Genomic DNA, 21670 nt, shown 5'->3' on the forward strand with positions numbered 1-21670 from the left:
TGATTACAAGTCAGTTGCTCTACCTACTGAGCTAAGTCGGCACACTAAATTCTTTATGCTTTTGTCCGTGTTGTTACTCCCTGTTAAAGAGTGTTGACACCAACAAATCAAATTGTGGTGCCCGGAGGCGGAATCGAACCACCGACACGAGGATTTTCAATCCTCTGCTCTACCGACTGAGCTATCCGGGCAACGGAGCGCTATTAAACGGATTTTCTGCATAACCGTCAACTCCTTTTTTGAAAATAACTAAAAAAACCGTTCGTTCGTTGTTTTTTTATTCAAAAGTGAGGGTTATGTTTTACCTTGGTTAAATTCTTTTTTGAATTGCGTTACTTTTTCGAGGTATCGGCGCGACTCTTTATTTGGATGCTTCTTGGTAAGCGCCCAGTAGGCTTGGCTCGGTTGCAGCGAGTTTAAGTCTTGCATTGCTCGCTTTCTGTCCTTACTGAAGGTATTGAGTACGCCACCAGTACCGCCGTTATAGGCTGAAATCATACTGTATTCAAGCGTTAATGGGTTTTTTACGTCTTTCAAATAACGATTTTTAAGGATGTAAAAGTATGCGGTGCCAGCATCAATGTTGTTTTCTGGATTGAATAAGTACTCAGGGCTTGGTTCACCAGGTTTCTTTTTGACGTGTTCAAATACATCTCGACCAGCGGTTTTAGGTACCACCTGCATAAGACCATAAGCATTAGCCCAGCTTACGGCGTACGGGTTGAAGCTACTCTCTGTCTTGATGATAGCGTAGATTAAATCTTCAGGGATGTCATAACGCTGAGACGCTCGTCGAACGATGTCGGCATATTGATAACTACGCTGGCTAGCGTGGTCGGCCACCATTGGGATTTCAACGTAGTAGGCTTTTTTAAAGTCGACTTCTTTGGTTTTTAGGTTATTCGCGATCAGGTAATCCGCAAACTGGTTCGCTCGCCAAGTCCATTGAATGGGCTTTTTTTCTTGGTCTACGACCTGATTATAGAGGAAAGGTTTGCCTTCTAGCTTGATGCTTTTAGAAGAGAATAGATCGACATGCGCCGGATCATCTGGCGTCAAAAGGGTCGTCATGATCGCATTTTTGAGGTGTTTTTTCGGTTCGGTAGAGGAAACCGTTTCCACCGTTATCAGGCCTTGGCTAAAATTCACTTCTGAACGACTTAAGTAATTATCTATGTATTTCACATAGTTACTCTTACCTGCTATCTTGATTTCACTGCTACCCCAACGTTTTTGAATGTTGCCTGAAAAGCTATCTATTAATGAATCTAGCGCCCCGGTATCTTTTTCAAATTGTCCGGGTAGCTCAGCTAAATTCTTCACAAACCGGTTGGTTGGCTCGTAATTGACATCATAAATGCTTTCGACAAATTCACGGCTGCAGCCAGTTAATAACATGGCTGTTAGGAAGTAACTTAGCTTTTTCATAGTTCCTCATACAAAAATGACATCGCAGCGTTAACCATGATGTCATTAAAAATTGCTTAAATAAATGTCTTATTCGCTTGGTGGAGTATAGCCATCAATTACGACATCTTTACCTTCAAAAAGGAAGTTAACCATCTCAGTTTCAAGAAGTTTACGATGCTCAGGATCCATCATGTTTAGCTTCTTTTCATTGATAAGCATAGTTTGCTTGCTTTGCCATTGTCCCCAAGCTTCTTTAGACACGTTGTCAAAGATACGCTTACCTAAGTCACCTGGGTAAAGTTGAAAATCTAGGCCTTCAGCATCTTTTTGAAGGCGAGCACAAAATACAGTGCGGCTCATAGTGGTTCCTCTTATCGCGTTCGTTGATTCAAACGTCGTCGTTCAGTTCAAAGGGTAGGCTCTCAATAAGCTGCTTTACAGGAGCGGCTAGGCCAATTTCTTCCGGTTTTGATAAGTTATACCAGAGACCTTTAGCCCCTTCCATTATCAAATCTGGTTGTTTATCTAATTTCACTAATACTGGCGTGATATCTAAGTGGTAGTGGCTGAAAGTGTGTCTAAACGCAATCATGGTCTTGATCGAATTGGTTTGAGTGTCTTTGATCGAACGAAGATCTAGTTGATGTTCGATCTCTGCGTTTTCATTTTGAGGGAAACAAAACAATCCGCCCCAGATACCAGATTGAGGGCGCTGTTCGAGCCACACTTGGTTGTCGTGATACAGAATCACAAACCATGTGTCTTTTACTGGCTTTTCTTTCTTAGGCTTTTTGCCAGGGAAGTCGAGCTGTCTATCGAGCTTCTTGGCCTCACACATGCTTTCAATCGGGCACAAGGTGCACTTAGGCTTGCTACGGGTACAAACCATGGCACCCATGTCCATCATTGCTTGGTTGTACTTATCGACATCTTTGTTCGGAGTATGTGCTTCGGCGTGTTCCCAAAGCTGGTTTTCGACTTTCTTTTGCCCCGGCCAACCTTCAACGGCAAAACTTCTCGCAAGCGTTCGTTTTACATTGCCATCAAGAATCGCATGAGGAAGTTTATGAACCGATGATAAGACGGCTGCTGCTGTTGAGCGACCAATCCCCGGTAGCGCGTTCATCTCTTCGATAGACAGCGGAAATTCACCACCATATTGCTCAGCAACGATCTTGGCTGCTTTATGTAGATTGCGAGCTCGTGCGTAATAACCAAGCCCTGTCCATAAGTGGAGTACCTCATCTTGTTCGGCGTTCGCTAGGTCGATAACCGTTGGAAAGCGTTCTAAGAAGCGTTGGTAGTATGGAATCACCGTAGCAACCTGAGTCTGCTGAAGCATGATTTCAGATAGCCAAACGGTGTAGGCGGTTTTGTTTTGTTGCCAAGGCAATTCTTTACGCCCGTAGGCGTCATACCACTTTAATATGGCGGTTGCGAAAGGAGTCACGACATGCTCTATGCTTTGCTATTATTAGAAGCGAAATTGCACCACACTTAACGTTGGATGTAAAACAGACAAATTGTGTGGGAATTTATCCACGGAAAGACTTGCACCGAAGGCAATTCTTTGGATAATCCCCGCTTTGATTAATCAATGTGCAGGCAAAAATCAATGAGTGAAGTGACCACTAACGAATATACTGAAGACGGCAAACTGGTTCGTAAGATCCGTAGTTTTGTTCGCCGCGAAGGCCGCTTAACAAAAGGCCAAGAGAACGCGATGAATGAATGTTGGCCAACAATGGGTATCGACTACAACCCAGAGCTTCTTAACTGGAAAGAAGTATTTGGCAACGATAACCCAGTTGTACTAGAGATTGGCTTCGGTATGGGTGCATCACTGGTTGAAATGGCAAAGAACGCACCTGAGAAAAACTTCTTAGGTATTGAAGTTCATAGCCCGGGTGTTGGTGCGTGTTTAGGTACAGCTCGCGATGCTGGCGTAACTAACCTGCGTGTAATGTGTCACGATGCTGTAGAAGTATTTGAACACATGATCCCAGATAGCAGCCTGCATACTCTGCAACTGTTCTTCCCTGACCCATGGCACAAAGCTCGTCACCATAAACGTCGTATCGTTAAGGCTGAGTTTGCAGAGATGGTTCGCGGCAAGCTTCAACTTGATACTGGTGTTTTCCACATGGCAACAGACTGGGAAAACTACGCAGAACATATGATTGAAGTGATGAACGTAGCTCCAGGCTTCGAAAACATCGCTGAAGATGGTGATTACATCCCTCGTCCGGATGAGCGCCCGCTAACTAAGTTTGAAGCGCGTGGCCACCGTTTAGGTCATGGTGTTTGGGACATTAAGTTCAAGCGTACTAAGTAACTTCGAATCAAATTAAGTGAAGGGTAATCCGACTTAGGGTTTAACCCCTACACTTTATGGGATTGATTAAAGCCAACATTATTGTAATGTTGGCTTTTTTGTCCTTAGGCTTTTATTTCAGTAAAGGCTTAACGACAGAAAGTAATACCAATCACAGTAAGTAAGTGATCAGAAATAGCGTAGGAAAAAGGCTTGAGAACAAGGCAGCATTTTTCGATAAGTAGTTACTCTACAATCAAAAATTCTAACGCAGTTATCGAGCATTTTAACAAGCTAGAGTGAGCAGTTATTTACTACGATTGGTATATGTTACACCCCTGCAAAAATAACAATATAGAAGTAAGCGCACATGAAACCAACTCAAGCTATTTTGGCCGAGATCTTAGACGAAGTTCGTCCTTTAATTGGACAGGGAAAGGTCGCTGATTATATCCCTGCACTGGCTCGCGTATCGAACCAGAAACTGGCGATCGCGGTATACACCAATGAAGGTGAGGTGATTAAAGCAGGCGATGCTGAAGAAGCATTTTCTGTGCAATCTATTTCTAAAGCCTTGAGCCTGACGCTAGCTATGGTGCTATATAAGCCTGAAGAGATTTGGCAAAGAGTAGGCAAAGAGCCTTCTGGTCAAGCCTTTAACTCGATGATTCAGCTTGAGATGGAGTATGGTATTCCCCGCAACCCGTTCATCAATGCGGGGGCAATTGTCGTTGCAGACCTACTACAAAGCCGCTTGTCTGCGCCTAGGCACCGCTTGTTAGAGTTTGTGCGTCAGTTATCGGGTGATACTCATATTGTGTATGACAAGGTGGTAGCGGCTTCAGAAATGATGCACAGCGATCGTAATGCTGCCATTGCTTATTTGATGCGTTCATTTGGTAATTTTGAGAATGATGTTATCCCAGTTCTGAATAACTACTTCCACGCTTGTGCGCTTAAAATGACGTGTGTGGATTTGGCAAAAACCTTTAGCTATTTAGCAAACAAAGGCGTGTCGGTTCAAACCAAGAAAGAGATCATCACGCCAGTTCAAACCAAGCAGTTGAATGCTTTGCTTGCGACGTGTGGCTTGTACGATGGGGCTGGTGAGTTTGCCTACCGTGTTGGTATGCCAGGAAAATCGGGCGTTGGTGGCGGTATTATTGCTATCGTTCCTGGCGAAATGACGATTGCGGTGTGGTCTCCAGAGCTTGATCCTTCTGGCAACTCGCTCGCAGGTACTAAGGCTCTAGAGTTGCTTTCAGAACGTATTGGTCGTTCTATTTTTTAGTACTTTCGGTATGCTGATTTCTATAAAAAGCCTCTCGTTGATGAGAGGCTTTTTTGTAGGTTCTAGGTTACTCGTCTTCTTCTGCCATAAAGGCTTCTAACAGATCATTGAGAAACAGCTTTCCTTTTTCAGTGATCTGCCAGTGAGTGTCGGTTTCCTTCAAGTAGCCTAGCTCTTTTGCCCATTCAATCGTTTTTTGAATCGAGTCAAAACCAAGCCCTGTCGTATCAATGAAATCCTGCTTTGGACATGCTTCCATTAACCTAAAGCGGTTCATGAAAAATTCAAAAGGGCGGTCTTCATTCGGCACTTCAAATTCATCTGATAGATAAGGTTTTACCATGTTTTGGTACGCAGCTAGATAGCCTCTAGGGTGCTTAACCTTAGTGGTACGAACAATGCGTCCATCTGTAAAGCTCAGCTTGCCATGAGAGCCACAGCCAATACCTAGATAGTCACCAAAGCGCCAGTAGTTGAGGTTATGTTGGCACTGATATCCCGGCTTGCTGTAGCCTGAAATTTCGTACTGCACATACCCTGCGTCTGCGAGCTTCTTATGGCCTAGGTCGAAGATATCCCAAAGGTCATCATCATCAGGCAGCGTTGGTGTTTTGTAATAGAACATGGTGTTAGGTTCTATTGTTAGCTGATACCAAGATAAGTGCGGAGGGTCGAGTTCTATCGCTTTATCCAAATCAGCCAACGCTTGTTCAATACTCTGATCGGGTAAGCCGTGCATTAAGTCTAAGTTGAAACTATTCAATCCAATCTTATGCGCTAAATGAGCGGCATTTACCGCTTCATCTTGACCATGAATACGCCCAAGTCTTTCCAGTTTCTCTTGCTCAAAACTTTGCACACCCACCGAGATTCGAGTAATGCCTGCCTTTTGGTAACCTGCAAAACGCTCAGCTTCGATAGTTCCCGGGTTGGCTTCCATGGTGATTTCTATTTCAGGTTTGAACGGGATGCGCTGTTCAATGCCTTGTAACAATCGGCCAATTCCTTCAGGAGAAAACAGGCTTGGGGTACCGCCACCAATAAAGATCGAATGCAGTGGGCGAGGCATACCATTGAGCTGATATTTTTCGATATCAGTATCGAGATCCTCAAGCAGTGCATCGATGTACTCTTTTTCAGGGATCTCGGCTTTCAGAGCGTGAGAGTTAAAATCACAATACGGACACTTTTGTACACACCATGGGATGTGTACATAGAGGCTAAGTGCGGGTGGTATTAGCGCTGCATTGTGCATTACAGAGCTTGCTCCTTGAGAGTCTTGAATAGTGACGCAAGCGCTTTACCACGGTGTGATAGTTGCTTCTTACGCGAAGATTCAAGCTCTGCTGAGGCGCAGTTATCTTCTGGTACAAAGAACACAGGATCGTAGCCAAAGCCATTCTCACCGTGTTCTTCAGTAAGAATACGACCTTCCCATTTACCGTGACACACTAGAGGTGTTGGATCATTCTCGTGACGCATTAGCACCAACACACAGTGGAAACGCGCAGTACGCTTTTCAGTTTCGACACCTTGCATCGCATCTAATAGTTTTTTGATGTTCTGCTTATCGGTTGCCCCTTCACCTGAGTAACGCGCTGAATAGATACCTGGCGCACCATTTAAGTAATCAACCTCTAAACCTGAGTCGTCAGCAATGGCTGGCAGCCCTGTTTCTTTCGCTGCGTGGCGAGCTTTGATGATGGCATTTTCAATGAAAGTCGTTCCTGTTTCAGCGACTTCTGAAACGTTAAATTCACTTTGCGCGACAACGTCAAAACCAAACTCAGACAGAATATCTGCCATCTCGCGAACTTTACCTTGGTTGCCTGTTGCTAAAACAATCTTACTCATGGGAATGTAGCTCTAAATAAGTTAATAAATGAAAAGTAAGGTTTGAGCTTACTCTTCTATATAGAATTTCTGTGTGAAACGCAGTGGACCAGTGCCTTTTAGGCCTGCGTTCACATCGATGTCGAAGGTGATGTTTTCTTCGTGAGTTACGGGGAACTCAGCAAGGTAATAAATCGCATCGCCTTCTTTGATTTCTCGAAACTTCAAAGTACGGGTGTTTCCAACGAGGTTCTTCGCTGTTCCCGTAATTTTAGCCGTTGTCGCAGGCTTGCCTAGAGAAGCCTTGTCTAACACGCTGATGTTGAGGATTGCTGAGTATCCATTTCGCTTAAGTTTGTATTGCTTAGCGACTTGCGAAGTTAAGAACGTGGAATTAAAAGCCGAGTAATGAACCTCGACATCCTTAATGTTCTTAAATTGCCCTGCTGAGCTTGGTAAGGCAACAAGAGCGGTGAGTAGTGCTGTTATCCATAAACGCATAATGACTCCAATAAATAGCAAAAAGCCATCATAGGATGGCTTTGACTTCAGTTGGGATTTGGCTTGGCGAGCATATTCGAACTTGCTTGTGCCTACCGAGATCTCCCTTTTCTATCTTAATTTGCCCTTTTGCGACCTTAAACTGTTTCGCAAGGTATTTCGCTAAGTGGGCGTTGGCTTTGCCATCTACTGGTGGAGCAGTTATGGCAATTTTGAGTTCCTCACCATGCAAGCCAACAATCTTGTCTCGGCTTGCTTTGGGTTGGATATAGAGCTTAAGAAGAATATCGTTTTCCTCGGCCCAAACCGCTTTTGGCATCGTCAAAGTACCTGATGTTCGTACTTGAATTATAGCTGATACCAAATAGGACCAATCATGTCGCCCATTAGGAAGTTCGCAAACTGTAGAACAATGAACAGAACCAGAACGCTTAAGTCGAAGCCACCCATATCCGGTAGGATACGGCGGATAGGCACTAGCATTGGTTCAGTCAGTTGATGGAATACGTACTCGATTGGACTACGACCTTGGCTTACCCAGCTTAGGATTGCACGGATAAGTAGAACCCAGAAGATCAAACCACCAGCCGCTTTGAGCAGAGACAGTGCACCAAAGATAAGGAAGCTAATATCGAAAACGGCAGCGCCGCCAGAGATAATCAGGTTTAGAGCAACGAACTTAAGTACACACAGCACATAAGCGAAAACAACGGTCGCTAGATCAAGGCTGCCGATTGATGGAATAACTCGGCGTAGTGGGGCAACAACCGGTTGTGTCGCTTTTACGATGAATTGTGAGAATGGGTTGTAGAAATCTGCACGTGATGCTTGTAGCCAGATACGCAAGATCACAACCATGATGTAAAGATCAAAAACGGTCGAGATCAGAAAGCTCATCGAGTTCATATTGTTTCCTTTTTCGGATTTACTTGTCGCTTAGATATAACCAGAGCGGCAAAATGCTTGTTTACCTTGATTGGTACTAAAACAGTTTTTCCATCTCTTCAGCTCGAGCAACCGCCGCTTGCATGGCTTTGGCTACGATGTCTGATAGTTGATGTTCGTTAAACGTGCGTAGTGCTTCTGCGGTCGTGCCGCCTTTGGATGTCACTTGTTCACGCAGTGTTGATAATTCAGTATCTTGGTTTGCTACCACCATCTCTGCCGCGCCTAATGCAGACTGCTGCACTAGCTTACGAGCGGTTTCTTGGTCAAAACCTTGCTTGATTGCTTCAGCTTGCATCGCTTCCATAAACAGGAAGAAGTAAGCCGGAGCACTCCCCGCCGCCGCAATGATGTTGTTGATACCAGATTCTTGTTCAACCCAGCTCACTTCACCTACAGCTTGCATCAGCTGAGATGCAAAGTCTTTATCATTTTGGCTGACCGTTGAATCGGCATAAAGACCGCTCATTCCTTTACCTAGCAGTGATGGCGTGTTTGGCATCACACGAACAAGGTTCAGTTGGCAGTTTAACATCTCATTGAGTCGATTCGCATTAATACCCGCAGCAATGGAGATAACCAGTTTGTTGCTAAAGTCGATGCTTTGTAAGGGTTTACATACATCAGCCATCATCTGTGGTTTCACTGATAACACAACAACGTCTGCTTTTTCAGCTGCGGCAATATTATCGCTGGTGGTATTGATGCCGTATTCTTGTTCTAACGGCAGCCTTCTGGTTTCTGAAGGTGCTGTCGCAGTAATCTTTTGCGCTGGGTAACCACTAGCAACTAAGCCAGCTACAATTGAGCGAACCATGTTTCCCGCCCCAATAAAGGCGATGTTCTTATGTACCATATATAAAATCCTGAGCGTGTCGCTGCGCGGATAAGGCGAAGCGGTATCAATACTTGTACTTGTCGTTACTTACTACGGCTATTTCGCGTAATCACGAGCGCCGAAAATAGCTGTTCCAATACGAACCATGGTGCTGCCAGCCTCAACTGCTGCATCCATATCACCACTCATCCCCATCGAAAGGGTATCAATGTCTGAATACTTCGCGGCTAGCTTGTCTTTAAGCTCTGCCAGTTGAGAAAATGCATTAAGCTGAGATTGATAGTCAGATACGTTTGCAGGAATCGACATCAATCCTCTTAAGGTGAGGTTGGGGAGCGATGAAATCAACTCCGCGAGTGCAAAAACTGTCTCTTCTGAGGTTCCAGATTTGGACTCTTCACCACTGGTGTTTACCTGAATCAACACTTGCAAAGGTGGAAGTTCGCTTGGTCGTTGATCATTAAGCCTTTGTGCGATCTTATCGCGATCGACGGAATGCACCCATTGAAAGCTTTCCGCGATTGGGCGGGTTTTATTGGATTGAATTGGACCAATAAAATGCCACTCTAAATTTAGGTTAGAATGTTGTTCTGAAAAGTGTTTTACTTTATCTACACCTTCTTGAACATAGTTTTCACCAAAGGCAACTTGGCCTCCGAGTGCGGCTTCTAGAATCGCATCAATAGGTTTAGTTTTGCTGACGGCTAAAAGTTGCACGGACTCTGGAGCTCGTCCGCACTTTTGCTCAGCACTACGAATCTGTGAGGTGATTTGTTCGATATTTTGTTGAATACTACTCATAGCTGACTTTACTTAAGGGAAAATAAATGGATATCACTGAGTTACTAGATTTTAGTGTAAAGCATAACGCGTCAGATCTACATCTTTCTGCGGGTGTATCTCCAATGGTACGTATAGATGGTGAAGTAAGGAAGCTTGGAATCCCAGCTTTGAGTCATGCTGATGTGCATCGTTTGGTTTTTGAGATCATGAGCGATTCACAACGCGGCGAGTTTGAAGAAAAACTGGAAGTCGACTTCTCTTTTGAATTACCCAATGTTGGTCGCTTTCGTGTTAATGCGTTTAACCAAGCCCGTGGCTGCTCAGCTGTCTTTCGAACTATCCCTGTCGAAATCCCGACTTTAGATCAGTTAGGTGCACCTGAGATCTTCGAAAGGATTGCTAACTACGAAAAAGGGTTAGTGCTCGTCACTGGTCCAACTGGCTCTGGTAAATCAACGACTCTTGCGGCGATGGTTGATTACGTAAATCGCAACCACAATAAGCATATTCTGACGATTGAAGACCCGATTGAATTCGTTCACACCAATAATAAATGCCTAGTCAACCAGCGTGAAGTTCACCGTGATACTCACAGTTTTAAAGCGGCACTGCGCAGTGCCTTACGTGAAGACCCAGACGTGATTCTGGTTGGTGAACTTCGTGACCAAGAGACGATTAGCTTAGCGTTAACCGCAGCAGAAACGGGTCACTTGGTCTTTGGTACTCTGCACACCAGTTCTGCGGCTAAAACGATCGACCGTATTATCGATGTGTTCCCAGGTAGCGATAAAGATATGGTTCGTTCGATGTTGTCTGAATCACTGCGCTCGGTGATAGCCCAGAAGCTGCTAAAGCGTGTTGGTGGTGGTCGTGTGGCGTGTCATGAAATCATGATGGCAACACCGGCGATCAGAAACTTGATTCGTGAAGATAAGGTCGCTCAGATGTACTCGATCATTCAAACGGGCGCAGCGCACGGCATGCAGACCATGGAACAAAATGCGAAGCAGCTGATGGCGCAGGGCTTGGTTGATTCGGAAGAGGTCGAGAAAAAGATCGAAATTGAAACCTCAATGTTTTAATCAAGGTGGACACAATGGAATTGAATCAAATCCTTGAGGGAATGCTTTCTCAAAAGGCATCGGATCTTTATATCACGGTTGATGCGCCAATCCTTTTTCGTGTGGATGGTGAATTACGCCCCCAAGGAGAGAAGCTGAATGCGGCTCAAGTTGCTCAATTACTTGATGCGATGATGGAACAAGACCGACGTGATGAATATCAGCAAACGCGTGAGGCTAATTTTGCGATTGTGCGTGACTTTGGTCGTTTTCGTGTCAGTGCATTCTTTCAGCGAGAGCTACCTGGAGCGGTCATTCGACGTATCGAGACTAACATCCCAACCTTTGAGCAACTAAAGCTTCCTGATGTACTACAGGACCTATCAATAGCTAAGCGCGGACTTGTGCTGGTGGTTGGTGCGACAGGCTCTGGTAAGTCGACCTCAATGGCTGCAATGACAGGCTATCGCAACACCAATCGCTCGGGACATATCTTGACGGTTGAAGACCCGATTGAATTTGTGCATGAACATAAAAAGTGCATCGTGACACAGCGTGAAGTTGGACTCGACACCGAGAGCTATGAAGTCGCGCTTAAGAACTCGCTACGCCAAGCACCAGACATGATCTTGATTGGCGAAATCCGTAGCCGTGAGACCATGGAATACGCGATGACCTTTGCTGAAACGGGTCACTTGTGTATGGCAACCTTGCACGCCAATAACGCTAACCAAGCGCTAGAGCGTATTCTTCATTTGGTGCCGAAAGAGCAGAAAGAACAGTTCTTGTTTGACCTATCGATGAACCTGCGTGGTGTCGTCGCTCAGCAACTCATTCGCGACAAGAATGGCAGCGGGCGTCATGGTGTATTCGAGATTCTGCTGAATAGCCCTCGTGTTTCTGACTTGATTCGTCGTGGTGAACTGCACGAACTGAAAGCAACCATGGCTAAATCGAAAGAGATAGGTATGCAGACCTTTGACCAAGCTTTGTATGATTTAGTGATAGCAGGCAAGATCAGCGAAGAGGATGCGTTCCACAGTGCCGATTCTGCTAATGACTTGCGCTTAATGCTCAAAACTAGACGTGGTGATGACGACTACGGAACTGGGGCGTTGGCTGGTGTGAAGATAGATATGGGGTGATAAAAAACGCCTGATTTGATTCTAGGTTAAAATCAGGCGTTCATCATATTCATCGTTCGACTGCGTCTGTATTATCAACGCTTCTTGTTCTTAGGCTCGCTGATTACGTCTGCGTCAGTCGAAGTATGATTAATATAACCTGCATTATTGGAGCTTGTCGAACTGCATGCTGATATTGCTAGAGCTACGAAGATTGCTAGAAAAATTTTCATGTGAACTCCCACTTACCTAATAATGAATTGCTTCGACATTACGTCGTAATATCATTATAGGATCACAAAGGAGTTTAATCTTTGAGCTCTTAATTTTCGTTATGAATATTGTGCTTCAAACCAGCTCTCTAAAATGACGACTGCAGACTGGTTATCGACATTGCCTTTGCTTAGCGCTTTATAGCCGCCCATTTCAAAAAGGTCGGCTCTTGCTTCTGTGGTCGAGAGTCTTTCATCATGTAGTTCAACATCGACACCAAATCGTCCTTTAAGGCGGTTAGCGAACTTCTTCGCTCTAGGTGTAATGGTTGCTAAGTCTTTACCATGAAGGTCGGTAGGAAGGCCGACTACAATCAGGTTCGGCTGCCACTCCTTAATTTGTTTTTCGATATCGTCCCAATTTGGGATGCCATCTTTGGCTTTAAAAGCTTTTAGAGGGCTTGCGGTGCCCGTGATTTCTTGTCCTATCGCACTGCCGATACTTTTTGTACCGTAGTCAAATGCCATAATTGTTCGTGACATGGGGTTTCCAAATTTATCTGTGTTTGAGAGTGTCTGTTTATTTTATTTAGCTGATTTGAACTAGGCGTGGCCAGCGTCTGCTGAAAGCTGAGCCGCATTTATTCCTAACATCTGCACGGCGACTTTCCAGCGGTCAGAAATCGGTGTATCGAAGATGACCTTCGGATCGGCTTCAACGGTTAACCATGAGTTCTCGGTCAGTTCGGTTTCCAGTTGTCCCGGTTCCCATCCTGCATACCCAAGTGCGACTAAATAATTCATCGGCTCATCTTCTGTGCCCAACACCATCAAGATATCTTTTGAAGTCGTCACCGAGATTTGATCTGTCATGTTGATGCTGGATTGATAGCTGCCTTTAGGTTTGTGCAAAATAAATCCACGGTCTTCTGCGACCGGTCCACCATTCAATACAGGCTTATCAAGACTTGCTTGGTTGGGTTTTGGCTGATCAGAATCAACCTCAACTTGCTTAAGCATGCTACCGACAGTGACATCAATAGGGGCGTTGATCATCAAACCCATCGCGCCTTCGTCATTGTGCTCACAAAGGTAAATCACCGAATTTTGAAAGTATGGGTCTTTCATTCCGGGCATAGCAACCAGAAAGTGGTTCGTTAAATTCATAGAGCCTCCTGCCAGTGTGTTCCCAGTAAAGGAAAAAGAGCGGCGTAAAGCCGCTCATTGTTCTTTGCCTAGATATTTCTGTGTTTTCGAATAGCTAAGGCTTTCTTTAGTTTAGGCTATTTAGCGTTAACGCGACGCTCAATTGCATCCATTAATTTACCTGTAACTGAAATATCAAAAGCGGCTTCAATTTCACGGATACAAGTAGGGCTAGTCACGTTAATTTCAGTCAGCTTGTCGCCGATAACATCAAGCCCAACAAAGATTAAGCCTTTCTCTTTCAGTGCTGGAGCAACTGCTCTTGCGATAGCCCAGTCTGTTTCACTTAGAGGACGAGCTTCACCTGTACCGCCAGCAGCAAGGTTACCTCGAGTTTCCCCTTTTGCAGGAATACGCGCTAGACAGTAAGGCATTGGCTCACCGTCAACCACAAGAATACGCTTATCACCATTGCTGATGTCTGGAACAAAAGTTTGTGCCATTGCGTAGTTCTGACCGTGGTTGGTCAAGGTTTCAATAATAACTGATACGTTTGGATCGCCTTCTTTCACACGGAAGATAGACGCGCCGCCCATGCCATCAAGTGGTTTTAGAATCACGTCGCCGTGTTCTTCTCGGAACGCTTTAATTTTTTCAGCTTTACGAGTCACGATGGTGGTCGGTGTCAGTTCAGGGAACCATGCCGTGAACAACTTCTCGTTACAGTCACGTAGGCTTTGTGGTTTGTTGACGATCAGTGCGCCGTTCTCTTCAGCACGCTCAAGAATGTAAGTTGCGTAGATGTACTCAGTATCAAACGGAGGATCTTTACGCATTAGTACCGCATCTAAATCGGATAGCGCGATAGTCTGTTCTGATTTGAACTCGTACCAACCGTTTGGATCTTCTTTTAGTTCAACAACCTTAGTGTCAGCAATGGCTACGCCTTGATCTAAATGTAGATCATCCATTTCCATGTAATGGATTTCGTAACCACGACGCTGAGCTTCAAGCATCATGGCAAAGCTAGAGTCTTTTTTGATGTTAATGGATGAAATTGGATCCATTACGATGCCAAGTTTGATCATTTTTTTCTCCTAGCCTAGATCGCCAAAACGGACTTGTAAGGCAGTAATTGCGGTTAGAGCTGCTGTTTCGGTACGAAGTACACGTGGGCCGAGTAGCGTCTCTTCAAATTTGTATTGTTCTGTCATGCCGATTTCTTCAGCCGACAAGCCACCTTCAGGGCCGATCAATAGGCGTACCTTACTGATAGGTTCTGGAAGGGTATTAATTGAGTATTTTGCACGAGGATGTAAGTTCAGCTTTAATGCTTCACTCGGTTCGCTACACCACTCTTCAAGTTGCATGATAGGGCGAATGACTGGAACCGTATTGCGGCCACACTGTTCACACGCCGCGATAGCAATCTTTTGCCACTGTGCGAGTTTTTTCTCGAAGCGTTTTGTATCAAGCTTAACGCCACAGCGCTCTGAAATTAAAGGGGTAATGGTGTTCACACCAAGCTCAACCGATTTCTGAATCGTGAACTCCATTTTGTCGCCACGTGAAATCACTTGGCCTAAATGTAAGTCTAACGGAGATTCGCTGCTGCGTTCGATGCGTTCAGAAACATTAACGGTGACATTTTTCTTTGATACTTCGGCTATCGTCGCAGGGAATTCAGCGCCACTGCCATCAAATAGAAGGACTTCTTGGCCTTCTTTCATGCGAAGGACACGACCAACATGACCCGCGGCATCTTCGCCTAAAGCGAGTGAACCTAACTGATGAATGCGTTCTGGGTGATGAATACGAGGGATTCTCATGCTGGTAAACCTATAAATATGTTCATTTGGGTATTTTGTCTCTGCCTAACATGGATGCTTTTAGTTGAAAAAACAAGGGTAGAGCAAGAGTTTCAGGGGCAATTCTGAAACTCTTGTTTGAGATAGTTAGGAATGTTGATTGTACGAGCGACGTTATTTACAAGCAGGGTAAACAAATGGGTTGTGATTACCTTGGATGGCATAGATTCGCTCATCACGAGTACATTCCCACTTGTCGACAGGAAATTGCTTGTTCCACGCCATCATTAGGTTGGTTTGTTGCTTAGATAGTTTGAAACCATACTCTTGGCTCATGTAAAGGTAAGTACGCGCGATAGAGCCTTTTGCTCTGTCTGGCGGCATAACTTTACGCTGCTTGAAGTTGACCTGCATTTCGCACTGACCATAGCTCACGCCATCCATTCCATTCCACTGGCTGAAGTTGTAGTTCGAACGGTCACCATTTACTTCACCGATAGCTGGCGTTAGGTTGTGGAGATCGGCTTCCATGGACTTGAATACTTTGTCATTGCGAGTGCAGTTCTTGCGCCCGCCATCTTGCCAGCACTGACGCTGGTGGCCGAATTGCCAAGCTGGAACCACGTGTTCCCACTCAATTCGACTCGCTCGCTTTTGTTGTTTTCGGACTTGATAACCACAGCCGTCAAGGTCGGGAATCCCTTTCTTTTTGTCCTTCCATGTAATGTCACAACCACAATAAAATGAAGTCGGGTGGTCGAGATAAATCTTCACCGCTTCTCTTTTTGCTTTGGAGAATGAGCTCGGTGGTGCGGCGAAAACGCTTTGGGTTACCAGTAGGCCAAATACTATTGATAAGTAAAAAGACACAGGTAGGCCAAATGCTTTGATGGTGAGTTTTTGCATAGAAAAAGACTGATAAAAGTATGATAAACATCAGTCTAGCACTCAAAGGATGAGTTTCTCCATTACATTTCTATCATCAACTTAATCGAGTGTTGCTTTCTGAAATAAAAAGGATGGGGTTACCAAATCGAATAGGTGCGAGTCTAGGACTTTAGCTGAGCTGTGTGCCTGTGAAGGATAAGGTTTGATTGCACAGCTGGCAGCGATAGGTCGATTGATTTCGAAGCACTTTATTGTGTCGTCTGATTGATAATGGGTAAGTGGTGCACTCACATCGATATTCAAAGGTTTTCCCTTGAACTGAAGCTATTTCAAAGCTGTGAGTTGTTTTGGCTGGAACGTTGAATACCTTTTCCATCACGTATTTCCACTCGTTTCCGTGAGGCCTAACACGTCCGAAAACCTGATGCGTGATTAGGTGTGCGAGCTCATGCGGCACAACTTCGTTGATGAAGGCGTCTTCATTTTCAGAAAATAGTACGTGGTTGAGCTTAATTTCGTTGAGCTGAAGGTAGGCCTTTCCCGCTGCTTTACCTCTTAACTTGAAGGTGATAGTTGGGTGTGGAAATTCACGAGAGAAATGTTGATTTGCGATAGCTAGGCACTCGGCCAATTTCTTATTTGCTCGATGTTGTTGCGGGGTGTAAGACAAACGTTGTTAACTCCAAATAAAAGACCTCAGCGTTTAAGCCAAGGCCTCATCATAACATTGCTTTTTGATCTAGCGATGCTTTACACGTGATGTTTTTTCTTAATGATCTCGTGATAAGCGTGCCATGTACCATAACCAAGTAGCGGCATGGTGACGATCATTCCGATGCCGTAGGTGGCAAAACCCACCAGAATACCGGCACAAATAATACTTGCCCAAACCACCATTGCAGGAATGTTCGATTTCACGGCATTAAAGCTAGTGAAAATTGCACTCATCACATCAACGCGTCTCTCCATCATTAACGGAATTGAAAATGCTGAGATGCTAAATATGAGGCTTGCGATGACAAAACCAATCACAGAACCCGTAATTAAGAAGGGAGCGAACTCAGCCAATGGTGCGCCTTGCACTGAAGGGTAGAGCGCGTGCAATAACGCAGCGATACGCATCCAGAATATCATCGCAACCATCAACACAATCGCAAAGGCCCATTGGTGGGTCGAGTTGCGAGTGATGGCTTTCATTGAGTGCAGTAGGCTGGCGTTATGGCCTTTTTCTCTTTCCCAAGCTGCGTCATACAAGCCTAGGGCAAGAAACGGCCCTATCAGCATGTACACGATCAGGCTTGGCATCACGACTAAGTGTGTTCCTTGCCATTGGACAAGTTGAACAATCGCAATTGCCGCTCCCATAAAGCACAATCCGTAAAATGCGCTGATTAATGGCATTCTTACTAAGTCATACAGAGCAAGCGACAACCAATGAAAGGGTGCGGAAATACTGATTTGGTTGCAAGGAATGGTGCGAGCGTAATCCTTATCGCTGACCTTGTGTTTTTTATCGTTCAGTTCGGATGGGTGCGCGGTACGAGGCATAGATCCCCCTAGTTAAATAACGTCCTAGTTATAATTCCATAAGGCTCATCGATGTGGCTTGTGTGAGAGTTATGGTGTTGAGCTAAATTGCTCTTTGTCATCCCAGTTATTGTTCTAGCGTGCATTTAACGAGCGTTATCAGACTGAATTAATTTAAGTTAAATGTGAGCTTGATCGCCTAGGAGTTACCTTAACTATTGTCAGTAGTGCTAGAAAACACAAATTATCAGCGGCTTTTTATACTAAGTGGTTAACGGTAAAGAAGGGCGTTAGGGAAGGGTATTGTGAGTGAAAGTTCGGTAAGTACATAAAAATAAAGCCCTTACTAAGCAGTAAGGGCTTTAAAGGAACACATCGCAGTGGCTAAATTATTTTAGGCCAGCGAAGTCCGCAAGGATTGCTGCTTTGTCAGTCGCTTCCCAAGGGAACTCTTCACGACCGAAGTGACCGTATGCAGCAGTTTGCTTGTAGATAGGCTGAAGAAGGTTCAGCATCTCTTGAAGGCCGTATGGACGTAGGTCGAAGTTTTGACGAACAGCTTCAATGATGATTTCGTGTGCTACTTTCTCAGTACCGAACGTTTCAACCATGATAGATGTTGGATCAGCAACACCGATAGCGTAAGACAGTTGAATCTCACAACGGTCAGCCATACCAGCAGCAACGATGTTTTTCGCAACGTAACGTGCTGCGTAAGCTGCAGAACGGTCAACTTTTGATGGATCTTTACCTGAGAATGCACCGCCACCGTGACGAGCTGCGCCGCCGTAGGTATCAACGATGATCTTACGACCAGTTAAACCACAGTCACCCATTGGGCCACCGATTACGAAACGGCCTGTTGGGTTGATGAAGAAGTTAGTATCTTTGTTGATCCACTCAGCAGGAAGTACTGGCTTGATGATTTCTTCCATTACTGCTTCGCGTAGGTCAGGCGTTGTTACTGAATCACAGTGTTGAGTAGAAAGAACAACAGCATCGATACCAACGATCTTACCTTGGTCGTATTGGAAAGTAACTTGAGATTTCGCATCTGGGCGAAGGAAGTCAAGCTTACCGCTCTTACGTACTTCAGCTTGCTTCTTAACAAGAAGGTGAGAGTAAGTAATTGGAGCTGGCATTAGGATAGGAGTTTCGTTAGTCGCGTAACCAAACATGATGCCTTGGTCGCCTGCGCCTTGCTCTTTAGGGTCTTCTTTATCAACACCTTGGTTGATGTCTGGAGACTGCTTACCAATTGTGTTTAAAACAGCACAAGAGTCAGCGTCAAAGCCCATGTCAGAATGAACGTAACCAATTTCACGTACTGTTTCACGAGTGATTTCTTCGATATCAACCCATGCAGACGTTGTTACTTCACCGCCAACCATAACCATGCCGGTTTTAACGTAAGTCTCACAAGCAACACGTGCTTTTGGATCTTGTTCCAAGATGGCATCAAGAACAGCATCAGAGATTTGGTCTGCAATTTTATCTGGATGGCCTTCTGAAACAGATTCAGAAGTGAATAGGTGCTTAGCCATGAGAGCTCCACTTTTAGTTTTTGGTGTAAATAGTTTATGGCGTCGCAAGCTAGGAAGCGCCGCCATTAAATACAGTATATTTTGTAGGTGTTTCTACATCTAGACGGCTATTCTAAATTCCAGCGGTCGAATTACAAGCTCTTTTTTATGATATGTCATAACTAATCGTTTGCGTATCGATCGAGATAAGCCACTGCCAAGTGATGTAAATGTTCGAAAATTGCGAAAAATGACCGTTAAAATGCCAGTAAAACGTTTGCAGTCGCAATAGTCGTTTGAGAGAATACCCGCGCTAATAAAAATGAAAACTTTAGCAATTATCTCTTTTTTAAATCGCTTATGTATCCAGGAGCAGACATGCCTTCTCGTAAAGATCTAGCCAATGCAATCCGCGCACTTAGCATGGACGGTGTTCAACAAGCAAATTCAGGCCACCCAGGCGCACCTATGGGCATGGCTGACATCGCTGAGGTTCTTTGGCGTGGCCACTTGAACCACAACCCAGCAAACCCAGAATGGGCTGACCGCGACCGTTTTATCCTGTCTAACGGCCATGGTTCAATGTTGATTTATTCTCTGCTTCACCTTGCAGGTTACGAGCTTTCAATTGAAGACCTGAAAAACTTCCGTCAACTGCACTCTAAGACTCCAGGTCACCCTGAGTACGGTTACGCTCCTGGTATCGAAACAACGACTGGTCCTCTAGGTCAAGGCATCACTAACGCTGTTGGTATGGCAATGGCTGAGAAAGCACTGGCTGCACAGTTCAACAAAGAAGGCCACGACATCGTAGACCACTACACTTATGCATTCATGGGTGATGGCTGTCTGATGGAAGGTATCTCTCACGAAGCATGTTCACTAGCTGGTACGCTAGGTCTTGGTAAGCTAGTTGCTTTCTGGGATGACAACGGTATCTCTATCGATGGTGAAGTGGAAGGTTGGTTCTCTGACGATACTCCTAAGCGTTTTGAAGCATACGGCTGGCACGTAATCCCAGCAGTAGACGGTCACGATCCGGAAGCAATCAATGCAGCTATCGAAGCAGCTAAAGCAGACCCTCGTCCAACGCTTATCTGTACTAAAACTATCATCGGTTTTGGTTCTCCAAACAAAGCGGGTACGCACGACTGCCATGGCGCTCCACTAGGCGCTGATGAAATTACAGCAACTAAAGCAGCACTTGGTTGGGAACACGGTCCTTTCGAAATCCCAGCAGATATCGCAGCTGAGTGGAATGCGAAAGAAGCGGGCGCAGCAAAAGAAGCGGCGTGGAATGCTAAGTTTGACGCATACGCAGCGGCTTACCCTGAGCAAGCAGCAGAATTCAAACGTCGTACTAACGGCGAGCTACCCGCTGAGTGGGAAGAGAAAGCAAACGCAATCATTGCTGATCTTCAAGCTAACCCAGCAAACATCGCTTCACGTAAAGCATCTCAAAACGCACTAGAAGCGTTTGGTCAAATGCTTCCAGAATTCATGGGCGGCTCTGCTGACCTTGCGCCTTCTAACCTGACTATGTGGTCTGGTTCTAAGTCTCTTGAAGCAACTGACTTTTCTGGTAACTACATCCATTACGGTGTACGTGAATTCGGTATGACGGCTATCATGAACGGTATCGCTCTGCACGGTGGTTTCGTGCCATACGGCGCAACGTTCCTAATGTTCATGGAATACGCGCGTAACGCAATGCGTATGGCTGCTCTGATGAAAGTTCAGAACATCCAAGTTTACACGCACGATTCTATCGGCTTAGGCGAAGATGGCCCTACTCACCAACCGGTTGAGCAGATCGCTTCTCTACGTCTGACTCCAAACATGAGCACATGGCGTCCATGTGACCAAGTTGAATCTGCAGTGGCTTGGAAACTGGCTATTGAGCGTAAAGATGGTCCTTCATCTCTAATCTTCTCTCGTCAAAACCTTGCACAACAAGATCGTAATGCTGAGCAAGTTGCTAACATCGCTAAGGGTGGTTACATCCTGAAAGATTGTGAAGGCAAGCCAGAGCTAATCATCATTGCAACTGGTTCTGAAGTTGAGCTTGCAGTTGAAGCTGCTGCACAACTAACCGCTGAAGGTAAAGCTGTACGCGTAGTATCTATGCCTGCAACTGACGCATTCGACAAGCAAGACGCTGAATACCGTGAGTCTGTACTTCCATCTGATGTTACAGCGCGTATCGCAGTAGAAGCTGGCATCGCTGACTTCTGGTACAAATACGTTGGCTTCGGTGGCAAGATCATCGGTATGACAACGTTCGGCGAATCTGCACCAGCAGGTGAGCTATTCAAGATGTTCGGTTTCACTACTGAAAACGTAGTAAACACAGCGAAAGAGCTTCTTGCTTAATCATTGACTGATGGCCTGTGCTAACAGTTAAATGAAGGAAAAACCGAGCGCTGAGCTCGGTTTTTTGTATCTGGGATTTGTTTCTTCTAGGCT

24 protein-coding genes and 1 tRNA gene are annotated in these 21670 nt (G+C 45.1%); 5 read left to right on the forward strand and 20 right to left on the reverse strand.

Translation table 11 applies throughout. The annotated features are described in order from the left end of the window. Positions 1 to 115: 115 nt before the first annotated feature. The 4 genes from AB6D93_RS19260 to mutY form a co-directional block, all read right to left on the reverse strand. Positions 116 to 191 (reverse strand) — tRNA-Phe (locus AB6D93_RS19260). 103 nt (positions 192 to 294) lie between these two features. Beyond that, positions 295 to 1428: a membrane-bound lytic murein transglycosylase MltC gene (gene mltC / locus AB6D93_RS19265; protein ID WP_017063191.1), complete on the reverse strand. Its 1134-nt coding sequence runs from the start codon at positions 1426 to 1428 to the stop codon at positions 295 to 297. A 69-nt stretch (positions 1429 to 1497) separates the two neighbouring features. Beyond that, the gene (locus tag AB6D93_RS19270) at positions 1498 to 1770 is read right to left on the reverse strand and encodes an oxidative damage protection protein (protein WP_010435637.1); all 273 of its coding nucleotides are present in this window, start codon (positions 1768 to 1770) and stop codon (positions 1498 to 1500) included. Positions 1771 to 1798: 28 nt separating this feature from the next. Next, entirely contained in the window at positions 1799 to 2860 is a 1062-nt protein-coding gene (gene mutY, locus AB6D93_RS19275) for an A/G-specific adenine glycosylase (protein WP_065584120.1), read from the reverse strand. A gap of 165 nt (positions 2861 to 3025) precedes the next feature. Here mutY and trmB point away from each other — a divergent pair, with 165 nt between their 5' ends. Further along, on the forward strand, positions 3026 to 3745 hold the full coding sequence (gene trmB, locus AB6D93_RS19280; protein WP_017062250.1) for a tRNA (guanosine(46)-N7)-methyltransferase TrmB: 720 nt from the start codon (positions 3026 to 3028) through the stop codon (positions 3743 to 3745). A gap of 349 nt (positions 3746 to 4094) precedes the next feature. Continuing rightward, complete coding sequence (gene glsB / locus AB6D93_RS19285) at positions 4095 to 5015, forward strand: glutaminase B (RefSeq protein WP_017062249.1); 921 nt, start codon at positions 4095 to 4097, stop codon at positions 5013 to 5015. 67 nt (positions 5016 to 5082) lie between these two features. Here the strand turns inward: glsB and hemW are convergent, their stop codons facing one another. From hemW to AB6D93_RS19320, 7 genes are all read right to left on the reverse strand, one after another. Then, a complete protein-coding gene (gene hemW, locus AB6D93_RS19290; protein WP_017062248.1) occupies positions 5083 to 6270 on the reverse strand; it encodes a radical SAM family heme chaperone HemW in 1188 nt (395 codons plus the stop codon). Next, a complete protein-coding gene (locus AB6D93_RS19295; RefSeq protein ID WP_017062247.1) occupies positions 6270 to 6869 on the reverse strand; it encodes an XTP/dITP diphosphatase in 600 nt (199 codons plus the stop codon). Before AB6D93_RS19295 ends, hemW begins: the two co-directional genes overlap by 1 nt. 48 nt (positions 6870 to 6917) lie before the next feature. Next, positions 6918 to 7349 (reverse strand): DUF4426 domain-containing protein, encoded by a 432-nt coding sequence (locus AB6D93_RS19300; protein ID WP_017062246.1) that lies wholly within the window; start codon positions 7347 to 7349, stop codon positions 6918 to 6920. A gap of 28 nt (positions 7350 to 7377) precedes the next feature. Beyond that, positions 7378 to 7668 (reverse strand): DUF167 family protein YggU, encoded by a 291-nt coding sequence (yggU, locus tag AB6D93_RS19305; RefSeq protein ID WP_102333140.1) that lies wholly within the window; start codon positions 7666 to 7668, stop codon positions 7378 to 7380. A 29-nt stretch (positions 7669 to 7697) separates the two neighbouring features. Continuing rightward, positions 7698 to 8255 carry a YggT family protein gene (locus AB6D93_RS19310; RefSeq protein WP_017067798.1) on the reverse strand — a complete coding sequence of 186 codons (558 nt, stop codon included), beginning with the start codon at positions 8253 to 8255 and terminating at the stop codon, positions 7698 to 7700. 76 nt (positions 8256 to 8331) lie between these two features. Next, positions 8332 to 9150, reverse strand: a complete 819-nt coding sequence (gene proC, locus AB6D93_RS19315) for a pyrroline-5-carboxylate reductase (RefSeq protein WP_102321471.1) — start codon at positions 9148 to 9150, stop codon at positions 8332 to 8334. Positions 9151 to 9228: 78 nt separating this feature from the next. Then, positions 9229 to 9933, reverse strand: a complete 705-nt coding sequence (locus AB6D93_RS19320; RefSeq protein ID WP_017062243.1) for a YggS family pyridoxal phosphate-dependent enzyme — start codon at positions 9931 to 9933, stop codon at positions 9229 to 9231. 26 nt (positions 9934 to 9959) lie between these two features. On the opposite strand from AB6D93_RS19320, the gene AB6D93_RS19325 reads away from it, so the two are divergent. After that, on the forward strand, positions 9960 to 10997 hold the full coding sequence (locus tag AB6D93_RS19325; RefSeq protein ID WP_017062242.1) for a type IV pilus twitching motility protein PilT: 1038 nt from the start codon (positions 9960 to 9962) through the stop codon (positions 10995 to 10997). A gap of 14 nt (positions 10998 to 11011) precedes the next feature. Then, positions 11012 to 12121 carry a PilT/PilU family type 4a pilus ATPase gene (locus AB6D93_RS19330; RefSeq protein WP_017062241.1) on the forward strand — a complete coding sequence of 370 codons (1110 nt, stop codon included), beginning with the start codon at positions 11012 to 11014 and terminating at the stop codon, positions 12119 to 12121. A 74-nt stretch (positions 12122 to 12195) separates the two neighbouring features. On the opposite strand, the gene AB6D93_RS19335 is transcribed toward AB6D93_RS19330, so the two are convergent. The 9 genes from AB6D93_RS19335 to metK all read right to left on the reverse strand — a co-directional run bounded on the left by AB6D93_RS19335 (position 12196) and on the right by metK (position 19225). Next, complete coding sequence (locus AB6D93_RS19335) at positions 12196 to 12333, reverse strand: hypothetical protein (protein ID WP_170967430.1); 138 nt, start codon at positions 12331 to 12333, stop codon at positions 12196 to 12198. Positions 12334 to 12432: 99 nt separating this feature from the next. Beyond that, positions 12433 to 12855, reverse strand: a complete 423-nt coding sequence (ruvX, locus tag AB6D93_RS19340) for a Holliday junction resolvase RuvX (RefSeq protein WP_017062240.1) — start codon at positions 12853 to 12855, stop codon at positions 12433 to 12435. Between the two features lie 60 nt (positions 12856 to 12915). Further along, complete coding sequence (locus tag AB6D93_RS19345; RefSeq protein WP_102333139.1) at positions 12916 to 13479, reverse strand: YqgE/AlgH family protein; 564 nt, start codon at positions 13477 to 13479, stop codon at positions 12916 to 12918. A gap of 116 nt (positions 13480 to 13595) precedes the next feature. Next, complete coding sequence (gshB, locus tag AB6D93_RS19350) at positions 13596 to 14546, reverse strand: glutathione synthase (protein WP_004735482.1); 951 nt, start codon at positions 14544 to 14546, stop codon at positions 13596 to 13598. 9 nt (positions 14547 to 14555) lie between these two features. Then, positions 14556 to 15287, reverse strand: coding sequence for a 16S rRNA (uracil(1498)-N(3))-methyltransferase (rsmE, locus tag AB6D93_RS19355; RefSeq protein WP_017062238.1), 732 nt, complete (start codon positions 15285 to 15287; stop codon positions 14556 to 14558). Between the two features lie 153 nt (positions 15288 to 15440). Further along, the gene (locus AB6D93_RS19360; protein ID WP_102333138.1) at positions 15441 to 16172 is read right to left on the reverse strand and encodes an endonuclease; all 732 of its coding nucleotides are present in this window, start codon (positions 16170 to 16172) and stop codon (positions 15441 to 15443) included. A gap of 151 nt (positions 16173 to 16323) precedes the next feature. Continuing rightward, on the reverse strand, positions 16324 to 16824 hold the full coding sequence (locus tag AB6D93_RS19365; protein WP_017067801.1) for a SprT family zinc-dependent metalloprotease: 501 nt from the start codon (positions 16822 to 16824) through the stop codon (positions 16324 to 16326). Between the two features lie 80 nt (positions 16825 to 16904). Beyond that, positions 16905 to 17702 carry a DUF2189 domain-containing protein gene (locus AB6D93_RS19370; protein ID WP_102333137.1) on the reverse strand — a complete coding sequence of 266 codons (798 nt, stop codon included), beginning with the start codon at positions 17700 to 17702 and terminating at the stop codon, positions 16905 to 16907. Positions 17703 to 18070: 368 nt separating this feature from the next. After that, positions 18071 to 19225, reverse strand: a complete 1155-nt coding sequence (gene metK, locus AB6D93_RS19375) for a methionine adenosyltransferase (RefSeq protein WP_017062234.1) — start codon at positions 19223 to 19225, stop codon at positions 18071 to 18073. Positions 19226 to 19582: 357 nt separating this feature from the next. Here metK and tkt point away from each other — a divergent pair, with 357 nt between their 5' ends. Then, positions 19583 to 21577, forward strand: a complete 1995-nt coding sequence (gene tkt / locus AB6D93_RS19380; RefSeq protein ID WP_102333136.1) for a transketolase — start codon at positions 19583 to 19585, stop codon at positions 21575 to 21577. Positions 21578 to 21670 lie beyond the last annotated feature (93 nt).

Source organism: Vibrio sp. 10N.247.310.23, assembly GCF_041467155.1.
In the GTDB taxonomy this organism is placed as follows: domain Bacteria; phylum Pseudomonadota; class Gammaproteobacteria; order Enterobacterales; family Vibrionaceae; genus Vibrio; species Vibrio crassostreae_C.